The sequence below is a fragment of the Microscilla marina ATCC 23134 genome (assembly GCF_000169175.1).
Taxonomy (GTDB): Bacteria; Bacteroidota; Bacteroidia; order Cytophagales; family Microscillaceae; genus Microscilla; species Microscilla marina.
On record NZ_AAWS01000003.1, the window covers coordinates 1 to 19,701 of the forward strand.

A 19,701-nucleotide genomic window follows, 5' to 3' on the forward strand; every position below is an offset into this window, starting at 1 on the left:
AGCTCCATAACCCGAGCTTCCATTGTTAATGACCACATTGGTTACTTCACCACTCGAAATAGCAGCCGTAGCCGTGGCTCCGGTACCGCCTCCACCAGTAATGGTTACTGTGGGGGTTGCAGTATAGTTTTTACCCCCATCCAATACCAGCACCCTATCAAAGGTAGTAGCTCCAAGTATTGCTTGCCCTTGGGCACCACGTCCAGTAGCATCTTTTATAATCACAAAAGGGGTATTTGTATATCCAGTGCCATTATTAGTTACAGTAAAACTACTGATACTACCAATGGTAGCTGCGCTTGCAGTAGCTGTACTTGCATCGCCCACTCATCCAGGAAAGCTTGACAAACACCCGTCAGCTGACGGGCGTTTGTCCCCGTTATTTTGTTGGCTAACTCACTAAAATTCAGCTACTTATTTTTAGGTTTGTCCCTGCGTCAAATAGCGAGGACACCCGAAAAAACCTCACTTTCACCCCTTGCGTGGTATGTTTTTGCCTCCTACATTTGCCTCAAACGTAGCGAAGTTTTATACGCCCAATACTGCAGGGTGTAGGGCTTCAGAATCAGTTTTTTCTAAAAACCAGAGGGTAAGTAACTACCCTCTTTCCCTCGAAGTAAATGGTGCGCCGTAGTGTGGGTGTACTATTGCATTAAGCACAGCTTAAGGGGTGGCTGCTGGCTGCCCTTTAGCTTATAGTTGGGAGCTTTTTAGTCGGGAGTCGGTAGTCAGTAGTCAGTAGTCAGTAGTCAGTAGTTAAAAAAAGGCTAAAAGCTAATGGCTAAAAACTAAATTAAAGCTCAAACAAAGGCTAAAAGCCAATGGCTAAATCAAAAAACAAAAAAAACTAAAAACTCAACCATACGAAAAACATGAATTTATTCAGAAAGAAACGAAAACAACCCACTACCGGGGAGCCTGTGCCCCTTGCCCAGGCAAACAAGGTGCGCGAAGCCAAACTAGAGTATTGCCGGGAGGTGTGCGCCCGTACTATAGCCAAGCTGAGGCGGGGCGAACCCTTGAGCCCCTATGAGAAAACCATGACCGAAGCGGCTATAGAAGATTTGATCAATAGTTAGTTTAATTACGAATGGTTCAATTACGAATTACGAATGTTCGCAAAGCGAGGCTAAAAACTATGGTCTACCGACTACCAACTCCGGACTAAAGTATGAATGGCTTCGCCCAATTCGTAATTAGCTTTGCAGAGCTCCCTTTGGTCGGTTCGTAATTCTCAAATTCGTAATTCCTAATATTTGCAAAGCGAGGCTAAAAACTATGGTCTACCGACTACCAACTCCGGACTAAAGTATGAATGGCTTCGCCCAATTCGTAATTAGCTTTGCAGAGCTCCCTTTGGTCGGTTCGTAATTCTCAAATTCGTAATTCCTAATATTTGCAAAGCGAGGCTAAAAACTATGGTCTACCGACTCTGGACCAAATTACTAACGGCTTCGCCCAATTCGTAATTAGCTAAAGCAGAGCTCCCTGCGGTCGGTTCGTAATTCCCAAATTCGTAATTCTCAAATTTGCCACTAAAAACTATAAGGTTAAAAATTAAACAATAAACCACCACATGATACAAGCAATAAAAAAGTACTGGAAAAGGCTGCGGCATACTGTGCCCCAGTTGCCAAGAGAGGGCAAAGCCGCTTACCCACAGGCAAAACAAATGCCTGCCCGCTACACCAATAGTTTGGTGTTTTTTCAGGAGCTGCAAACTCGCCTGCAAAACAACGAACCCCTCAGCGAACGAGACGCCATACTTGCCAGGGCTGCCCTTGCTATGCTAGGGGCAAAGTTTTATGAGGAGTATAACCAACTATTGGGGCAACTGATAAGCGAGCGTACAAAATAAGCTAATTACGAATGACGAATGGTTCAATTACGAACCGACCGCAGGGAGCTCTGCTTTAGCTAATTACGAATGTTCGCAAAGCGAGGCTAAAAACTAGGGTCTATGAACCAAAAGGATTGAGCATTAAAAAAACAGACGCGTGAGCCATTTGCGACAGGCTAAAGCTAAAAGCTAACGGCTTAATAATACAACAATCAAAAAAACAATACAATGACTAAAAAACAACAACACCAAGCCGACCAAATAGCGGCAATAGAGCTACACCCACCCCACCAGGCGCCTACTTTGCTAAAAATGGAGGCGATATTAGGCATTACGCCCGACATTTGGTGGGATCAGCCCGCCGTGCGACTGCAAATGGTAAACGGTGGCAAGCACCGCCTTGCCTTTGCCAGCCACGAAGCCCGCGCCAAGTTTTACAACGAGGTATGCGAGCACTTCAGCATTAGCCGCCACGAGGTAGTAGAGATGCAGTCGGAAGAAGCTTGTTAATTATGAATTGTTTAATTACGAACCGACCAGAGGGAGCTCTGCTTTAACTAATGGTCGCAAAGTTAGGCTAAAAACTATGGTCTACCGACTACCAACTCCGGACTAAAGTATGAATGGCTTCGCCCAATTCGTAACCGCAGACCTTTAGGTCAAGCTCTGCTTTAGCTAATTCGTAATTCTCAAATTCGTAATTACTAACGGCTTCGCCCAATTCGTAATTCGTAATTCTCAAACTCGTAATTACTAACGGCTTCGCCCAATTCGCAATTCTCAAATTCGTAATTTTTACTGAAAAAAATATTAACTTTATACCTTATCAGACTTAACCCATGCACAAAAAAATACCACAAGAGGATAACAGCCAGGATCAAACGCAGGCACAGCAACCTGTACAGAAAAAGCCAAAAGCGCCTGAGAAAAAAACCGGGCAAACCCATAACCCAAGCATACCCACGGTAGGCGGCGACTTGCCCCCTATAGAGAGCAAACACCCACCCCACCGCAGCAAGCATGCGCTTCATAAGGCAAAGCAAGTGCCTATCAACAGAAGTGGAGCAACCAGCAAACCCCAACACGGGGTAACCCTGAGCGCGGCTAAGGTAAAGGTAGTGGGGCAAGACAAAGAGGTAAACGTAAGGGCTGGTGTGGAGGTGTACATTGCAGACGTAATGCCCAATGGCTATGTATGCCAGGCACCCGTCAAAGAGAAAGACAAGAAGGGCATTTGGCATACCAAACCCTACCAGGTGCTATTGCCCAAAGCAATGGTAAAAGTAACCCCCAACCAGCTAAGCGAAATAGACCCTGCCACCCGCCAACAAGTGGTAAAGTATACCAACCCCAACCTCAAAAAGACCAACCAGTCGCTTGCGGCAGACTATAGCAAAGCCACCGAAGTAAGCTTTATGCATACCCCGGGCATACCCAAGGAACTTAGGCGGGTGTTTGAGCATTTGGCAGAAACGTTTTTTTCTGACATAGAGAAGTTCAACGAAATGATGACCTTTAAAATAGACTTTGGGCAAATTCCCCCAAAAATAGCCCCTAAAGAATCGCCCACTAGTACCAAGTATGGGGGCAAGGTGTGGGCATACCGCTTTACCTCGTTGCGGCACGCCGACTTTGAGAAAACCCTGTTGGTAGAAGAGCTGGGCGAGGTAAAACAAGCCCCCCTCACCGAGCAAGCCGAGGCTAAAGCTGCCCAGCTCATGAAAAACTATCACATAAGCATCCACCAACCCACCGCCCGGGAACAAGCCAATAGCCAAGCCCTGAAGCAAGCCGTGGATGCGTCGAGCAGTAAGGTGTTTAAGCTAGGAGTGGACAATGATAAAAAGGGCAACGAAAAAAAGGATAAGGATAAAAAGAAAAAAGTGGATATGAAAAAGCTACATGCCCAGTCTTTTTTGCCGTTTAGCCCCCAAGACAAAACCCATATACGCCGTGCCTTGCTCAAGATGACCCCTGCCATGCTAGAGCGCATAGCGGGGGTAGCGTTTTTCAAACGTGGCTTTGCTTGTATAGGTGTCCCTACCCCCACTGGTAAGACAGGACAACATGTGAAAATACAAGCAGGCTGGGCAGTGGCAAGGTACCACCTCGAAAACCATACAATTTCGGTATATAATGGAATGATCAACGCCGACAATGTGTTGGTGTTTGGCGACAAGGGCAGCGACACCTTTACACCCCAGGCCGAGGAAGCCATTATTCATGAGTTGGGGCACGCCATAGATCTTAAAGAGGTGGCTAAAGCTCGCATGAAACGCGACCAGCTTAGAGAAAAACACAAAAAAGCCCCCCAAGACCCCCAAGCCAAAAAAGCCTGGGAAGCCCAGCAAAAGGTGTATAAAAATACCCCAAGGTTAAGCGGGCAAACCGATACCAAGCGTGCTCCAGTGTACGAAACCGAGTTTAGCAAAGCAGCCCAACTAGATGCCCCCTTGCTCACCAAGTACTCGAACAAAAACGACCTGGAAAACTTTGCCGAAGCTTTTGCCTTGTATATCACCGAACCCAAAACCCTACAACTATTGAGCCCCCATGTATACCAATACTTCAAAACCCATTACCCTAAACCTACCTCTGATGATTAGAAACCTACTGCTCTATCTAGTGCTAAGCGGGGCGTGTACAGCTTGTGTGGTGCGTCCCACCACCCCGTACCCCGCTCGTTGTTATGCTATAGCTACTTTTCACGGTAAAAAGGGGGTGATCAACCGCCAAGGAGAGTGGGTGGTAGCCCCTAAATATGACGACTTGTATTTTTTGAATGATGAAGTTTTAAAAGCTTGTGCACAAACTGGAGACAAACAGAAAGCGTACTTGATTGATTTTAAAGGCAAGGTAATGTACACTGTCCCTGATACATTGAAAATAAGCACAATGAACCATCACAGGCTATTAAAAGCTCGAATAGTATTGCCTGAGTTTAGATTTAAAGAAGTTGGTTGCATTGATGCCAAAGGCAATTGGATCGTTCCTCTTAAATACGATGGTATGGGCGATTTTTCGGAGGAGCTTGTGGCAGTCAAGCGCCAAGGCAAGTGGGGTTTTATCAATGCCCAAGGCAAAGAAGTAATTGCCCTTAGTCACCAACAAGTAAAACACTTTGTAAACGGCTTGGCAATGGTAAAAAAGGATGGTTTGTATGGAGGCATCAACCGCCAAGGTGGTTGGGAGATACCCCCTGTCTACCAACACATAGGGTATTTTGTCAATGGCTTGGCAATTGCCCAAAAAGACAGCTTGTATGGGCTTATCAACCGCCAAGGCAAGTGGGTAGTGCCCAACCGCTACCCTGACATAAACTACTACCAAAGGGTGCAGGGGCGTTTGGTGGTGAAAGACACCACGGGCAAATGGGGGGTGATGACCGAGGCGGGGCAATGGGTGCTCAAGCCCCAATACGAGTATGTGCAACTATTGGGGGCAAACCGTGCCGTGGTGTGGCAATTAATCCCTGGCAAAACTGCCATTCATCAGCCCCGTAAGCGAACCTTGGTAGCTTTGCCTTCGGGCAAAATTGTTTTACCCCTTGCCAGAGAATATTTTTTGCAATCCTTTGATCACCACGGGCTTGCCAAAATACTGGGAAAAAGCTTCCAGCATTGGTATAAAATCAACAAGTCAATTCGTGATGAAAACGACATACCTTGGGATTATAGCCATTTGCTATACTTTGATAAATTCTCAAGAGGGGTGCCTGGGTTGATAGATACCATGGGCAAAATGACGATTGCTACCAAGTATGATGAAATAGGGGAGTTTAGTGAAGGGTTAGCCGCAGCGCAAAAAAAACCCAGAGATAGATATATGTTTATTAGACCAGATGGCAGTGTTGCTATACAAGGTAACTTTATCATTGCTTCCCATTTTCAACAGGGCTGGGCAAGGGTGTTAGCCCCTGCCGACTCGCTTACTTTTGTGCAAGAGAAAAACGGCAAGTTAGTCCTTACACCTGCTTCTATTTCTGACCTCAAAAGCCATCGTTGGGGTTTTATCAACAAAAAAGGCGAGTGGATGATTAAGCCCAGGTTTGAAGAAGTATCTGATTTTTATTGTGTTGAAAAATAAAAGTCCCCGCTGTGTCAAATTTTCCCGTAGGGCGACTTGACACCATTGATGAATAGAAGTTTCCTAACTTCGCCCGAAAACAAGTTCGGGGTTTTTAATCTGCGAATGCAGCCTTTGGTCAAGTACTATGCGAGGTTGCTACGCAAGGAAGCCTGGAGACTTCCCTGTATTTAAGCTTTTAAGCCTCTTTTGGAAGATTTAAAAGAGCGGGGTGTTGTATACAATACTCCGCAGTGATTTTAGTCAAAGTTGTTTGCTGGTGATCAGTCATTGATGAATTTAAAAACTATTTAATTGGGTGTTTAGGCATAAAACCGAAACACTTTTAAAAATAAAGTGAGTACTCAATCTTAATATAAAATACTGGTTTACAGCATTTAACAAGGTGAACATTTACTCGAATCAGCTATGGACTATCGACTAAATACTATGGACTATTGTTATAGGCATATTGGAAATTAGACGTAAGAGAGCACAAATTACTTTTTGAGGTCAATACTGTCGTTCCCAATCAAGATGGGTTGGTCGTGAATGCGTCCATCTTCGGGAGCATTTTCTAACTTGAGCACACCACGTGGGCATACAGCGGCACATATCCCACAACCCACACACGAGGCGCGCACAATGTTTTGTCCTTTTTGGGCGTAAGCCCGAACGTCTATGCCCATTTCGCAATAGGTAGAGCAATTGCCACAAGAAATGCACTGACCCCCGTTGGTAGTAATGCGAAAACGCGACTTGAAGCGTTGCACAATGCCCATATAGGCCGCCAACGGACAACCAAAACGGCACCAAACCCGGTTACCCATCAAGGGGTAAAAGCCTGTACCCACTACCCCGGCAAATGCCGACCCAATCAGAAAGCCATAAACCTTTTGTACCATGTAAGTGTCTAAAAATAACACTTGCGATGCCCCCGTAAAGTAAGTATATAAAGTAAGTCCAGTCATGGCTACTGCAAACACCAATACACTATGAATAAGGTAACGCTCTACCTTCCAGGCTTTTACCGATTTGTCGGACAATTGACGGTAAGGATCGCCCAAAGTTTCGGCAAGTCCGCCACACCCACACACCCACGAACAATACCAACGCTTGCCAAAGAAATAGGTCATAATGGGTACAGCTATAGCAAATAAAGCAATGCCCCAGCCCAGCATAAAAATACCCAAGGTTCCGGCTTTTACCATTCCGTCTATGTTGTAAGCAAAGAAAAAATCATAGTCAAGCGGCCAGATGTTCTTAAAGTCCATATAAGGTTGGTTGAACCTGACCAATATTTCGGGAATAAGAAAAGCAAAGGCCAACTGGAAAAAGACTACCGAAGCTGTGCGCACCAATTGGTAGCGGTTGTGGCGGTATTTTACTGCCATACGTACGCCCATGACCAACATAGCTACACAGTATAGCAAACCATACAAAAACCATTGGCTTGCCGGGTTGCCACTGAGTTCGTTGCTGAGAGGGTCTACCATGAGCACCCAGCTGGTAATATATTCGGGAAACCAATACAAAAAAATGTAAAAGCTAATGAGAAAACTCCCCACCAAAATACCTATCCATCCGCGCGAAGTGCCTGGATGAGTAAATACGCCATTGTTTTTGATGCCTGGAAAGGAGGTGAGCGAGGGTAAAATATAAAGCAAGCCACCCACAGCCGCCAATGCTATAGTGAGCAAAAACCACAGGGCAGGATGAGCGGCTACCCATCCGTCGCTGGAGGCTTTGGTAATAGAAAAAAGCAGGTTTTTGATTTCGTAGCTACTAAACCCCTTTTTTTGGATTACATCATTGTTGATGTTTTGTATGGTAGTAGTCAGTTTTTCTTTGAGTGCCTTGGCATCGGCAAAGCTTTGCGACTCTAGCCAACCTGTATAGTCTTTGAGCGCTTTGTTTTTAAAGTCGTTGAGTTCGTTGCCTTTGGGGTAAAGCTCATCAATAGGGCTTTTACTGTATTTTTTTCCATTTTTGGCGGCAATTGCGTCTATTTCTGCTTGGCTAAAGGCATACTTTTGTTTGATTTCGGCATTGGCAAGCTCAAACCCTCCCTTCAGATTGGCCACAAAGTTAAACTGGTCGCCAAACCGCTTGCGAAACATGGGGTCTACCTGGGGCGTAAGTGCCGCACGTTTGTCGGCATTGGTCACGGTGGTTTTGAGCACCTCTGGGGTAAGCTGATATTCGCCCAGGCTTAAAGTAGCAATAAAGGCAATAAAGCCCACCAAAAATAAGCTTAGCCCTATTTTTTGAATGTTCATAATTTTAAATGTATTGTTTTTTGCGGTTAAAAATTCTTTTCCAGCTTCTTTTCTTGAGTCGAATATTTTCCCCGGTTTGCTGGTTGTAGGCGGCTATAATGGCGGCCTCGTGTTGGGTATACAACTCAGGGTCGAAATTGGCATCCTTCAGGTGAGCAATGGCATACGCTACTGATTTTCCCTGAGCAACCCAGTCGTTGCATACCTCGTGGCGTAAGCGTATGCCAAATACATTGATGCCCAGCAATTGCTGATTGCTTGCCTCATACACCAGACGCAAACTAATACGCTTGTTGGGGTGTTCCCAATAAAAAGCCCGTTCGTTTTCTTTAAGTTCGTTCCATACCCAGCCATAGGTTTGGTATTCTATATCAAAAAACTTTGCAGAGTTAAACCAAATTCCGGGCTTATACTCTGTGCGTTTGCCACACAAAGTTTGGGCAAGTGCTTCGCCCATCATTCTTCCTGTATACCATACTTGCTCTATGGGGCGTCGGTTGGCAAAAGGTTCGGTAAACTCAGCACAGTCGCCCAAAGCATATACATCGGGTATGTTGGTTTCTAAAGTACGGTTTACCAATATGCCCCGGTTGAGGGCAATCTCTGAACCTTGCAAAAAATCTATATTGGGCACCACCCCAATGGTAAGCCCTACAAACTGGCAATCAATTTTCTTGTCATTATGGGTAATGATATGCTGCACCCGCCCATTGGCATCGGGTACGATCTCTTTGAGTTCGGTTTGCAAGCGTAAGTCTACGTGGTGGTCGTGCGTCATGTGGCGGTTAATGAGTTCGCCCTCCTCTTTAGGCATTACCCCACCCCAAAATCGATCTTCACGCACCAAAAAAGTAACCTCTATCTGGCGGCTTTGCAGCATTTCTGCCATTTCTACCCCAATAAGTCCTCCCCCCACTATCACTGCCCGCCTAATGTCTTTAGTGTTTTGCTCCATCATCTCCAGGTCTTGTAAGCTATACAAACCCTGTACCCCTCTGGCATCTACACCTTTCCAGTCAAATTTGCGTGGCTTTGATCCCGTTGCAAGCACCAACACATCATAATCGAGGGTTTCGTTATTGTTCAAATACAGGGTTTTACGGTCAGTGTCTACCCGTTGTACATACGCTTTTTTGAGGGCGATTCGGTTCTTTTCCCAAAACCAATCTTCATACGGTTTGGTATCCTGGTAGCGCATGTGCCCCATATAAATGTACATCAAGGCAGTACGCGAAAAGAAATGATCTGACTCGGCAGATACTACTGTAATGCGATGATCACTGTTTTTACGCACGTGGCGAGCAGTAGTAATCCCCGATATACCATTCCCGATAATGACAATATGTTTCATTTTTTTTAGTGGTTTTTGGGTGTTAGTAGTTGGGAGCTCCTACAGGGGCAAGCTTCAAGCGACAAGCCACAAGTGCCCCATGCTTTGCAAGTAGCTACTGATTTTATAGTACATTGGCTTTTAGTGGTTTATAAAATTGATAGATAGAAGCTTCTGTAGTTTCAAGGTACAGGCAACAATTCGCAAGGGTACTCTGTAAGTAGCCACTGATTTTTAATGTTTTATACACCCCATAGTTAAGCTGATGCATATCGGTGTTACACCCTGTGCTATCGGTGACTATTTTTAAACAGTTATCACTTGGTTGTTTAAAGATAGACGACGGCTTGTTTTGGGGTATTGTTTCGCACCCATTGGCAATAACTCTTGATTCGTTCCCAATTAAAAACTTGCTTCGTGTACCATCAAGCAATAGAACAATACCTTCCCCCCTCATAATTACATTTTAAATTACTATATTTCAGTTAGCATTGCAATTGAATACACTTCATTCACAAAAAATTAAGAGAATAGGTGTTTGACTTTGGTAACCTGAAGGCAATATAAGTGGTTCGGGGAGATATTTTTGTCGGGTAGATGACAGAAGTTTTTTACTTGAAAGTATTAAGTATTTGATTATGAGAGTACTGATAGCAACGCATTGCTCTTTTTCACTAAAATCCTAAATATTTGTTAAATGCCTAACTTACCTCATATAGACCAGTTAAACGAACAAATAGCACTGGATGCCGACAATGATGAAGCGCGTTTTATGCGGGCAGAATATTATTTCAGGCACCGTAATTATGCCCAGGCAAAACTTGATTATCAGGCAGCCATTGACATTAACCCTGAGTATGGGTTGGCGTATGTGGCGCTGGGGTATGTAGACACTATAGAGAGAAGCACTGAGACAGCGTGCGCCTATTTTGAACAGGCACGCCTGTTGTACCCCACCAATAGTCAAGAGGCAGCGTGGGTACAACAAGTAATTTGGGCCACCCAAAACCTGGCAAGCTACGGAGAAGACGCCAGCTATTACAACCGCAGAGGCATTAATCTAAACGATTTGAAACTCTATTGGCAGGCATTGGTCGACTACAGTCAAGCATTGGTGACCGATCCTGGATATAAATATAGTTATTATAACCGAGGACTTAACTACAACGAAATGGGGGAGTATGCATTGGCAATTAAGGATTTTACGCAGGCCATTAGGCTTAAACCGGATGATCCCTGGCATTATAACGACCGGGGCAACAGTTATAATTACCTGAAAAGGTATGAAGAGGCTTTGAAAGATTACTTTAAAGGCATTAGCCTTGACCCAAACATTGCGGCGCTGTATGGCAATGTGGGCGATGTGTATTTTAGCCTGGGCAACCTGGAACAAGCCACACACTATATTGAGCTTGCCATTAACAAAGACCCACACGATGCTACCTACAAGGCTATCCTTGCCGAGATTTATTTGTGTGCTGGTGGCTATGAAAAAGCGTGGCAAATGATGATGCGAAATCGCACCTTGTTTGATGAATCAGCGTATGCGCTTGCCACTGATATTTTACAGTTGGTGTTGGCTTGTATATTGGGGCACACCCAAGCGATAGATGCATTGGAAAAACGACTTTATATAGCAAAGCAGTTGGCAGAAACTGTAGATTGGGATTTTGATAGTTTGATGCGTTGGTTTAACAATACACAAGACCTGAGCGAAGGTACAAGGGTAGTTATTCAAAAGTATTTGGAAGTGGCCGTTGGACTAGTACCTCATCCAAAATAAATGGTGCATTTACTTAGAGGATAAGGTACTAGTGCATTAGGGATTAAATAAGTCGCCAAATAATATGTGAGTAACTTAGTACCTAATGCACTAAGGTATATATCTTAAATCATTTATCAAGTGCTAGGTTTTGTATGCAAACACCTTTCATTACTATTGTCAATATGAAAAAAACACTACTACTGCTGGGCTTACTTGTAGGCTTGGTACATTTGAGCCAAGGTCAAACCGACTCTTTGCACAACCTGCAAAATTACACGCCTGCCGTTGCGCTTAAAAAAGGGCAATTTGCTTACCGTTTCTGGAACCTGCTCTATACCCAAAAAGCCTTGTATGCCAACGATGGAGTGAGATTTGAGAGCAGCGAGCGGATTACTTATTTTACCTCGCAACATCACTTTAGCTATGGTATAAGCAAGCACCTACAGTTAGATACCGAAATATGGCTGAAGTCGGTACGGGCAGATTTGCCCCAAAACTCTCCATTGCAAGTATACCAGTTTACTGGCTCAGACAGTATACGTACTGCTTTGACTTATGCAGGAGCGGGTGTTCGTTGGTCGCCCCAACCCGACAAAAAACGTTGGTCGCTGGTGAGCAAAATACTTATTCCGCTGACCCCCAATCTGGAAAGTATTGATATTGTGCAGCCTTTTCTTGCCGAAGATCATTTTTGGTGGGTCAACGAAATCTACTTCGATCAAGTAGTAGCCGACAAACTCTATACTTTTTTGCAAGCAGGGGTGTGGTGGTCGTTGCCCAAAACAAGCAGTGAGCAAAACAGCATTTTGAGGCTACCCTTTCGGGGAATATTGAGTTATTTTGCCTCGCCCGTAATCAGTGCAAATTTGCAAGCAGGCTTTACGTTCCATCAGCAGTGGCAACAGCCCCAACGTAGCGGCTACTGGGGCGACTTGGGCATAGGCTTGCGTTGGCAAATTGTGCCGGGTGCCCTTGAGCTACAAGCTGATTATCAGAAATATGTGCTGGGTAAAAATCAAGGGGCTGGCGAAACCTTTAACTTTGGTGTGCGATGGATCAGGTTTTGAAACATTGGGGTTGGGCTGTTTGGATGGCAATATGGGTCACCACTGCTTGTCAAACCTCCCCCAAGACCGAGGCAAGGCATACCAGGCAACCAAACGAAAGAGTTATTCATCAACCGATGAAAAAAATTGACGGAGTGAGTTTTGTAAGTGCTGCCCAACCACCCAATGATCAAACCTTTGCTCCTATACGTCAGCGTGTACATGCCGACTGGGTAGCATTAGTGCCCTATGCTTTTTGTTTCAAAGATTCTACCCAAATACATTTTGACACCCCCCAACAATGGCAGGGCGAAACCACCCAAGGAATGATTGCTTATGCTAAATATGCCCGCCAACAACGTTTAAAATTGATGCTCAAACCTCATTTATGGATCATTCGGGGTGGTTTTACGGGTACACTTAGTTTTGGATCTACTGCCCGATGGCAGGCTTGGGCAAAGTCTTACGAAGCCTACATTTTGCACTATGCTCACCTTGCCGACTCGCTGCAGGCAGAGTTGTTTTGCATAGGCACCGAGTTAGAAAGTTTTGTAAAAGCGCAGCCCCGGTTTTGGCAACAATTGATCGAAAAAATAAGGAAGGCATACCGGGGCAAGCTTACCTATGCGGCTAATTGGGACGAGTACAAACGGTTTCCTTATTGGACAATGCTCGACTACATAGGCATAGATGCCTACTTTCCTTTGACAAAAGCCGCTACCCCTACCTTGCCCCAGCTCAAGGCAGGCTGGCAACGTTGGTTGAATGAAATAAGCCAGGTACAAAAACGCCACCACAAGCCAGTACTTTTTACTGAGTTTGGTTACCGCAGCATCGACCATACCGCCAACAAGCCTTGGGAATCAGGCAACCACCGTCAAAAGGTAAACCTTGCCGGGCAAGCCCAGGCACTGGAGGCGCTTTTTCAAGTTTTTATGCTTCAACCTTGGTTTGCCGGAGGCTTTGTCTGGAAATGGTTTGACGAAAATGTTCACCCTATCGACGCTACTACCCATACAGGCTACTCGCCCCAACACAAACCCGCCGAACAAGTACTGAACTTGTGGTATAAAAAAATGGGGGAGATGTTAGGTAAAGGTTGAAGTTTTTTAATTAAGAATTAGGGCTGTACGAAGTTTTAAAAATGTTTGACATACCGTTATTTAAAGCTAAATCAAGAGGCTAAACGTAGGGGCAATCCCTTGCTGTAATGCAATGGAAGTTCGCGGTTTATCGGAATGGTTGCCCTAGCCGAGAGCAAACAAGCCCCAAAAACAACTGCCTCGTGTTGGTTCTTGCTGGTGCACGTCGTCCTCACGTGTGCCATCGTAGGCAATTCAAGCCCAAAAAACAACTTCCTTGTGTTGGTTAATACCTTGATTACCAATTTATTAAGCTAGTATTTTTTCTTGCAAAAGGCGGGAGATTTCACTATATTTGTCTATACTTTCAAGGTGAAAGTAAGCCCAAGAGGTGTAAGTTTTGGAAGACTACCTCAAGGGCTTTTTGCAAACAAATTAACATTTACAATATGCAAGTTAATCAAAATTTGAATGGGCAACAAACCTGCCCCGCGCTCGACCTTCAAGACGTGATTTTAGATTTATTTCAGCAAAACCTAATGGCTCGGCTTGAGGTGTTGATTTTTGATGCTCAAGAGTTGTTAGAAACACGCGCACAACCTGCCGAAGACTTGGCAACCCCCAAAAAACTGGCAGACCAACTACGGTTGATGTCAACTCATATACACCATCTCAGCAACAACGTAGAGGTTTGGCAGTATTTGCAGCAAAATAAATAATGATAAAAAAGCCCTCTGATGATTATTTCAGAGGGCTTTTTTATTGAATTTGCTATATTTTGAGGTGTTAAAAAAGCTTCAGGCTATTGTACCCTAACTCTTGACTTTAGCTGAGTTTAAAATTTTGTTTTTGCAAAACGAGCCAAGTTAAAAACGTAAAACCTTCGCGAATGTGGTGGTAATTTGAGGTTTCGATCGGGCGTGGGGACACTGCCCGAGGCGGGGAGGATTTCAGTATATGCTTGTCTACCATAACCTGAATTGTTTTATACCGTTACATAGAACAATAAGACGCGTAAGCCTTACTATTTTATACGAACTTTTACTATGAACAGAATCATTATTACCTGGTTGGTAATTATTATTACCTGCTATGGTTCATCGGCACAAAAAACCTACATCGTCTCACAAAAACAAGCTACTCACTCCCTCAGTCAATCCTTAGAAATCCTCGCCGACTCAACCCTTCAACTTAAGTACCCGGCCGTTAAAAATCAGCCTTTTATCCTTTTTAGTAAATTCAATAAAAAATTTCATCCTCATGAGGCTTATTGGGGGCGCCTTACTTTGCAAAGCCACCTAAACTACGACGAAAGTTTTGTGTTGTACCTGGGCTCGGCCAACTATGGTGAGGTATACATAGAAAGCCAACAAGGACTGATCGAAGAAAAAACCGGAAGACTGGTACCTTTGTCACAAAAAAAAATAAAAGAAGGGCGTAATGCACCTGTCCCTTTGGTGTTGCCCGAAAAATCAGATCAACAACCAATAACAGTGTACTTCCGCTTATACAATGTTGATCATCGTTTGGTAAACTTTGTACCTGTATTGTATACCCAAGCTACCTGGGGAGCGCGTTTCAAACAACGAAACCTTGTACAGGGTATATTTCATGCCATTTTCTGGACGCTTATCATTTATCAGTTGAGCTTGTTTGTTTTACTCAAATACAAAGAACAGTTTTATGCCCCTGCGTATTTTATAGGACTGTCGGTGTATTATGCCTCCGTATATGGCATTATACCGGAGTTTTTTCTAGGCGAAACCCCCCACATCAACGAAGGGCTCTGGATCAATTCTCTGGCTTTGCATACGGCATTTCTGTATTTACTGATGAGGGCATTTCTCAATACCAAAAAGCATTTCAAGACCTGGCATAGCATTTTTACCGTGCTCATTAAATTACACTTTATACTTGCTATTGCTACCCTAATCGTGACCATCAGTACGTTTAATCTGGGCATGCTGTTAATAATAATACAGGCTGTATACAGTTTTACTTTGCCTTTGATCACCCTCTTTTGTATAGCAGCTTACCGCAAAAAACTCAAGGGCAGTTTTTTGTTCATTACTGGCGTTTTACAAATCAGTATATTTAGTAGCATCAATTTTATTCAAGTAATGATGCACAATACCAGCAACAACTCATCTATGGTGGCGCTTATTGGGCATGCAATTCAGGCAATATTGTTTACAATGGCTTTGGCGCAAAAAATGAAGGCAAGCGAAGAAGGCAAACGTTTGGCGCAAGCCGAACAACTACGCTTGGTGGCCGGGCAAAATACGTTGCTGGAGCAAAAGGTGAAAGAACGTACCTTAAAGTTGGAAGATAAAAATCACGAAATTCAAATGCAAAATGAGGCGCTCATGTTGCAACACGAAGAAATAGAAACCCAAAGAGATGCCATTGACCAGCAAAATAAAAAGCTTTCGGAGCGCAACTACCTCATTTCGCAAAGCATTAAAGCTGCTCAAGCTATTCAGCAGGCCATATTGCCTCATCAGGAAAAACTGGATAAACTCATTCCTGATCATTTTATTCTCTATAAACCCAAAGATGTAGTGAGCGGCGATTTTTACTGGCTCAACGATATAGAAGGTACTACTTTTCTTGCCACAGTAGATTGCACCGGGCATGGGGTGCCAGGTGCTTTTATGTCGCTCATTGGCAATACTTTGCTTGACAAAATTATCAGGGTATATAAAATATTAGATCCTGCCGAGGTACTATCGCGCTTGCATAACGAAATTTTTCACACCTTGAGGCAACAGGGCACCAACAACAATTATGGAATGGATATGTCGTTGCTTACTGTGAAAAAAACAGACGATGTGAACTATGAAGTGAATTTTTGCGGAGCCAAACATTCACTTTATTATGCCACTCAAGGTACTGATATGATCATTCAAGAGCTCAAAGGTGATCGGAGATCAATAGGAGGGTTTCAGCCTAAAAAAGTGAGTTTTAATACCCAATCTATTACATTGCCTGTGGGCACTATGCTGTATACCAACAGTGATGGGCTCAAAGACCAAAACAACCCGCAACGTAAGAAGTTTGGCAGCAGGCGAGTAACTGAACTATTGAATCAGATAGTACATTTACCTCTGACCAGTCAAAAACAAAGGCTGGAAGAGGCCCTTGGTGAGCATATGAGGGGGGTGTCCCAACGCGACGATATTTTATTTATTGGAATCAGACTTTAGTAACTCTTTTATGCTTGTTGTTTGTAACAAACTCCTTATACCTGGTAAATCAGCAAAGTGCCTGATTTATTTAAAATGTAAGCTTACATGTATTTTTTAATAGGGGTAAGTGCAACAAAGAAAGGATATAGTGTGTTTGCCTTCATTTTCTTTTGATTGTATTCGCTCAAGTTTCTTTTGCCAAAGACTATTTTTTAGGGCTTAGTTTGGCCCACGAAAGTTTTCACGCTGCAAAACACCTGGCACCTCTCTACTTTCACTTTATGGCACAAAAATCCTCCTAACTACTCTGGTTACCTACAGGCTTTGGAACAATATGTGATTATTGAAAGGCAGGGTATATGCGATTATTTTGTGTATACCAGAGCTTGGCTCAAACCGAACTATTTGATAACCCCTACAGTAGTCCTCACAATGAAACAACTCATTGAACAATGTATCCCACACCACCTCATTGGAGACGATAATGAGAAAACCAAAGCCCGCATTTTTGTGTTTTCGGGGGTGGCAGTATCCTTACTGGGTCTAATAATGATTTTGCTTTACCTTACTGTTGTTCCTACGCCCACCAGTAATTTTATAGCTACATTTATACTCTTTGTTTTTTCGCTTTTATTGCTTGTATATTTCAAAAAAACCGGTAATCTGAAAATTGCCGCCAATGCATTGATCACGTTTGGTTTTTTGGCGCTTAATGTATCTGTGATAGATACTGGGGGTATATATTCTATGGATTTGATTTGGCTGGTGGCTTTTCCATGTGGGGCATTTTTGTTTGTAAATAACAAAAGTGCTTTTTGGTGGACAGCGGCTTCTATATCGGTGACTGTCATTTACCTTATCATTGCGTTTACGGCTCCCCAATTGCTAGGTAAAGTACAGTTTGACCCCATATATAATTTTGTAAGTGTATGCCTTTGCATCGCCATAGTAATTTCTATCATTTACTATTTTGTCAAACAAAATCAACTTTATAGCCTGGTGTTGGCTCAAAAAAACGAAAAGCTGGAAAAGGCACAAGAAGAAATGATTGTCCAAAATATGGTGCTTCAGGAGCGGCAAGAAGAGATTGCCACCCAAAACGAAGAACTTATTCAAAACCAGGAAGAAATTATTGCCCAACGCGATTTTATAGAGGTTAAAAATCGGGCACTCGAAAACCGCGACAATCAAATTAGCCATAGTATTAGGGCAGCTCAAGTGATTCAACAAGCAATTTTGCCCAATGCCCATAGTTTACAATTGTTACTGGGCGATCATTTCATTGTGTTCAAACCTAGAGATGTAGTCAGTGGCGATTTTTACTGGGTGAGCAAAGTGCAGGGGCAAACAGTGTTGGCTTCGGTTGACTGTACTGGACATGGGGTGCCGGGTGCTTTTATTTCATTGATTGGGCACAACTTACTGGACAAGGTGATACTCCAGCAAAAAATCACAGATCCGGCAACTATCATCAATACTTTACACACCGAAATTGTACAATTACTTAAACAAGAAGCTGGGCGTAATAATTATGGCATGGATTTGACTGTATGCGCCTGGCAACATACCTCTGACGGTTGTCAATTGTTGTTTTGTGGTGCCAAAAATTCATTTTATTATACATTGCCCAACCAGTCAGGATATACTATACTCAAAGGCACCAGAAAGTCGGTAGGAGGTATACAACCCGGAAGTATTCATTTTACTAACCAAAGTGTATGCTTGCCTCCGGGTAGTATGTTTTATATTGGCAGTGACGGCATAGAAGACCAAAATGACAAAAAGCGTAAAAAACTAGGTACCAAAAAGGTACTACGTATACTAAGTGATGCGGCTCACTTGCCTACGGCTGAACAAAAATTGCTGCTTGAAAATAGCTTAAAACAACACATGGAGGGTACTACCCAACGCGACGATATACTGTTGATTGGGGTAAGGGTTTGATGAATCAATAGATTTTATTTATAACTGATGGAAAATAAGTGCCCTATAAGTTTGTTAGCTACCCGTGAACCGAATTTATTGCCGATTTATCGGGTAACTTGCTGTAATGAGCTTAACAGAGTGTAGCGCTGGTAATACTAAATTTTTAGTAAGAAAAACGCACTACAAATGTTTTTTTTACCCTTACCGCCTTGCCTCTTTGTCTGCCAGGGTTCCACGGTGACGACCCTTTGAGCAAACGAATGGCTTCTTTGTCGCAACCATTGCCCAAACCCCTCAACACTTTAAAATGACTCAATTGTCCGTTTGACTCTACAATAAACTGCAAGATAACGATGCCACTGGTGTGGTTAGCTTTAGCTTCGGGAGGGTATTGCAAGTTTTTTTCGAGGTATGCTGCCATTTGAGCGCTGCTACCTTGAGGAGTGGGTGGCTGTTCTACCACCACAAACACTGGGGCGTCTTTTTTGGGGTCATACATGCGCAGAAAGCCGCCAGAAGTGTTGATATAAAACTGCTTTTTTGCTTTGTTTACCAAGGCTTTACCTTGGACAAAATCTGTTGCCTCATCATACTGGCAAGCAATTACTTGTTGTCCATTTTTGTTCAAAAAGCCATATTTCCCCTGGGTGTTTTTTGCTTTCAGTCGCTGACCCATCAAACGAGGCGCTAAATATTGGTATTGAAAAGGTGTCAGTTGCTTGCCAGTAGCTTTATCCAACAAAGCAAACAAACCGTTTTGCTTGGCTCTTACTATAGGGGTGGGTGTGTTTTCTGGAGCCAATACATAAGTAAGTTGACTGTAGGCTGCTGGTACAACCAATTTGCCCCGGTTGTTTACCAAGCCCCATAGATTGCTGCGTCCTACTTTGGCATACCCTGCCCTAAACGACAACACCTGCTGGTACAAAGGCTTTATGACATACCTGCCTTGGGTATTGACAAACCCCCATTGCCCGTTTTTTTGCACAGCTGCCAGCCCTTCGGCAAAGGGGCGGGCTTTGCTAAATTGTGGTGGAATGCGTACTTCGCCTAAGTGCCCTCTATAGCCCATCAATCCATTTTTTGATCTAAATAGTTTGGGGGTAGACTGTGCCCAGGTGTTTGTATTGCCACCCAGTAAAAATAACAATACCCATATTATCCCTTGTTTTTGGTACAT

Annotated in this window: 15 protein-coding genes; 11 read left to right on the top strand and 4 right to left on the bottom strand. The window is 43.6% G+C overall.

What is annotated here, in order from left to right; translation table 11 throughout:
- Nucleotides 1-327: hypothetical protein (locus M23134_RS02685; protein ID WP_045112893.1), on the bottom strand; the 327-nt coding region annotated here is incomplete at its 3' end.
- Between the two features lie 545 nt (nt 328-872).
- Here M23134_RS02685 and M23134_RS02690 point away from each other — a divergent pair.
- From M23134_RS02690 to M23134_RS02715, 5 genes are all read left to right on the top strand, one after another.
- Complete coding sequence (locus M23134_RS02690; protein ID WP_002693698.1) at nt 873-1,079, top strand: hypothetical protein; 207 nt, start codon at nt 873-875, stop codon at nt 1,077-1,079.
- A 497-nt stretch (nt 1,080-1,576) separates the two neighbouring features.
- On the top strand, nt 1,577-1,858 hold the full coding sequence (locus M23134_RS02695) for a hypothetical protein (protein ID WP_002693700.1): 282 nt from the start codon (nt 1,577-1,579) through the stop codon (nt 1,856-1,858).
- Nucleotides 1,859-2,068: 210 nt separating this feature from the next.
- Nucleotides 2,069-2,350 carry a hypothetical protein gene (locus tag M23134_RS02700; protein ID WP_002693702.1) on the top strand — a complete coding sequence of 94 codons (282 nt, stop codon included), beginning with the start codon at nt 2,069-2,071 and terminating at the stop codon, nt 2,348-2,350.
- Between the two features lie 329 nt (nt 2,351-2,679).
- Nucleotides 2,680-4,446: an anthrax toxin lethal factor-related metalloendopeptidase gene (locus M23134_RS02710; protein ID WP_002693704.1), complete on the top strand. Its 1,767-nt coding sequence runs from the start codon at nt 2,680-2,682 to the stop codon at nt 4,444-4,446.
- Complete coding sequence (locus M23134_RS02715; RefSeq protein ID WP_198144973.1) at nt 4,439-5,926, top strand: WG repeat-containing protein; 1,488 nt, start codon at nt 4,439-4,441, stop codon at nt 5,924-5,926. Before M23134_RS02710 ends, M23134_RS02715 begins: the two co-directional genes overlap by 8 nt.
- Before the next feature lie 479 nt (nt 5,927-6,405).
- Here M23134_RS02715 and M23134_RS02720 read toward each other — a convergent pair whose 3' ends face one another.
- Together M23134_RS02720 and M23134_RS02725 are read right to left on the bottom strand one after the other, a co-directional pair.
- Nucleotides 6,406-8,184: a 4Fe-4S binding protein gene (locus M23134_RS02720; protein WP_002693708.1), complete on the bottom strand. Its 1,779-nt coding sequence runs from the start codon at nt 8,182-8,184 to the stop codon at nt 6,406-6,408.
- Nucleotides 8,185-8,188: 4 nt separating this feature from the next.
- Entirely contained in the window at nt 8,189-9,535 is a 1,347-nt protein-coding gene (locus M23134_RS02725; RefSeq protein WP_002693710.1) for an NAD(P)/FAD-dependent oxidoreductase, read from the bottom strand.
- A gap of 676 nt (nt 9,536-10,211) precedes the next feature.
- Between M23134_RS02725 and M23134_RS02735 the strand changes: the two genes are divergently transcribed.
- The 6 genes from M23134_RS02735 (at nt 10,212) to M23134_RS02760 (ending at nt 18,539) form a co-directional block, all read left to right on the top strand.
- Nucleotides 10,212-11,297, top strand: coding sequence for a tetratricopeptide repeat protein (locus M23134_RS02735; protein ID WP_002693713.1), 1,086 nt, complete (start codon nt 10,212-10,214; stop codon nt 11,295-11,297).
- A gap of 164 nt (nt 11,298-11,461) precedes the next feature.
- Entirely contained in the window at nt 11,462-12,346 is an 885-nt protein-coding gene (locus M23134_RS02740; protein WP_045112897.1) for a hypothetical protein, read from the top strand.
- Nucleotides 12,331-13,428 carry a glycoside hydrolase family 113 gene (locus tag M23134_RS02745; RefSeq protein WP_002693718.1) on the top strand — a complete coding sequence of 366 codons (1,098 nt, stop codon included), beginning with the start codon at nt 12,331-12,333 and terminating at the stop codon, nt 13,426-13,428. Before M23134_RS02740 ends, M23134_RS02745 begins: the two co-directional genes overlap by 16 nt.
- Before the next feature lie 428 nt (nt 13,429-13,856).
- Nucleotides 13,857-14,126, top strand: coding sequence for a hypothetical protein (locus tag M23134_RS02750; protein ID WP_002693720.1), 270 nt, complete (start codon nt 13,857-13,859; stop codon nt 14,124-14,126).
- A gap of 327 nt (nt 14,127-14,453) precedes the next feature.
- Nucleotides 14,454-16,613: a PP2C family protein-serine/threonine phosphatase gene (locus M23134_RS02755; protein ID WP_002693722.1), complete on the top strand. Its 2,160-nt coding sequence runs from the start codon at nt 14,454-14,456 to the stop codon at nt 16,611-16,613.
- 414 nt (nt 16,614-17,027) lie between these two features.
- Nucleotides 17,028-18,539, top strand: a complete 1,512-nt coding sequence (locus tag M23134_RS02760) for a PP2C family protein-serine/threonine phosphatase (protein ID WP_002693732.1) — start codon at nt 17,028-17,030, stop codon at nt 18,537-18,539.
- Nucleotides 18,540-18,684: 145 nt separating this feature from the next.
- On the opposite strand, the gene M23134_RS37430 is transcribed toward M23134_RS02760, so the two are convergent.
- A complete protein-coding gene (locus M23134_RS37430; RefSeq protein ID WP_002693734.1) occupies nt 18,685-19,701 on the bottom strand; it encodes a TonB family protein in 1,017 nt (338 codons plus the stop codon).

What these genes read in the sequence shown, in the direction of transcription:
- M23134_RS02760 (WP_002693732.1), top strand. Translation starts at nt 17,028, where the DNA reads ATGAAACAACTCATTGAACAATGTATCCCACACCACCTCATTGGAGAC.
- M23134_RS02715 (WP_198144973.1), top strand. Translation starts at nt 4,439, where the DNA reads ATGATTAGAAACCTACTGCTCTATCTAGTGCTAAGCGGGGCGTGTACA.
- M23134_RS02745 (WP_002693718.1), top strand. Translation starts at nt 12,331, where the DNA reads ATGGATCAGGTTTTGAAACATTGGGGTTGGGCTGTTTGGATGGCAATA.
- M23134_RS02750 (WP_002693720.1), top strand. Translation starts at nt 13,857, where the DNA reads ATGCAAGTTAATCAAAATTTGAATGGGCAACAAACCTGCCCCGCGCTC.
- M23134_RS37430 (WP_002693734.1), bottom strand. Translation starts at nt 19,701, where the DNA reads ATGTACCAAAAACAAGGGATAATATGGGTATTGTTATTTTTACTGGGT.
- M23134_RS02735 (WP_002693713.1), top strand. Translation starts at nt 10,212, where the DNA reads ATGCCTAACTTACCTCATATAGACCAGTTAAACGAACAAATAGCACTG.
- M23134_RS02700 (WP_002693702.1), top strand. Translation starts at nt 2,069, where the DNA reads ATGACTAAAAAACAACAACACCAAGCCGACCAAATAGCGGCAATAGAG.
- M23134_RS02720 (WP_002693708.1), bottom strand. Translation starts at nt 8,184, where the DNA reads ATGAACATTCAAAAAATAGGGCTAAGCTTATTTTTGGTGGGCTTTATT.
- M23134_RS02755 (WP_002693722.1), top strand. Translation starts at nt 14,454, where the DNA reads ATGAACAGAATCATTATTACCTGGTTGGTAATTATTATTACCTGCTAT.
- M23134_RS02710 (WP_002693704.1), top strand. Translation starts at nt 2,680, where the DNA reads ATGCACAAAAAAATACCACAAGAGGATAACAGCCAGGATCAAACGCAG.
- M23134_RS02690 (WP_002693698.1), top strand. Translation starts at nt 873, where the DNA reads ATGAATTTATTCAGAAAGAAACGAAAACAACCCACTACCGGGGAGCCT.
- M23134_RS02695 (WP_002693700.1), top strand. Translation starts at nt 1,577, where the DNA reads ATGATACAAGCAATAAAAAAGTACTGGAAAAGGCTGCGGCATACTGTG.
- M23134_RS02725 (WP_002693710.1), bottom strand. Translation starts at nt 9,535, where the DNA reads ATGAAACATATTGTCATTATCGGGAATGGTATATCGGGGATTACTACT.
- M23134_RS02740 (WP_045112897.1), top strand. Translation starts at nt 11,462, where the DNA reads ATGAAAAAAACACTACTACTGCTGGGCTTACTTGTAGGCTTGGTACAT.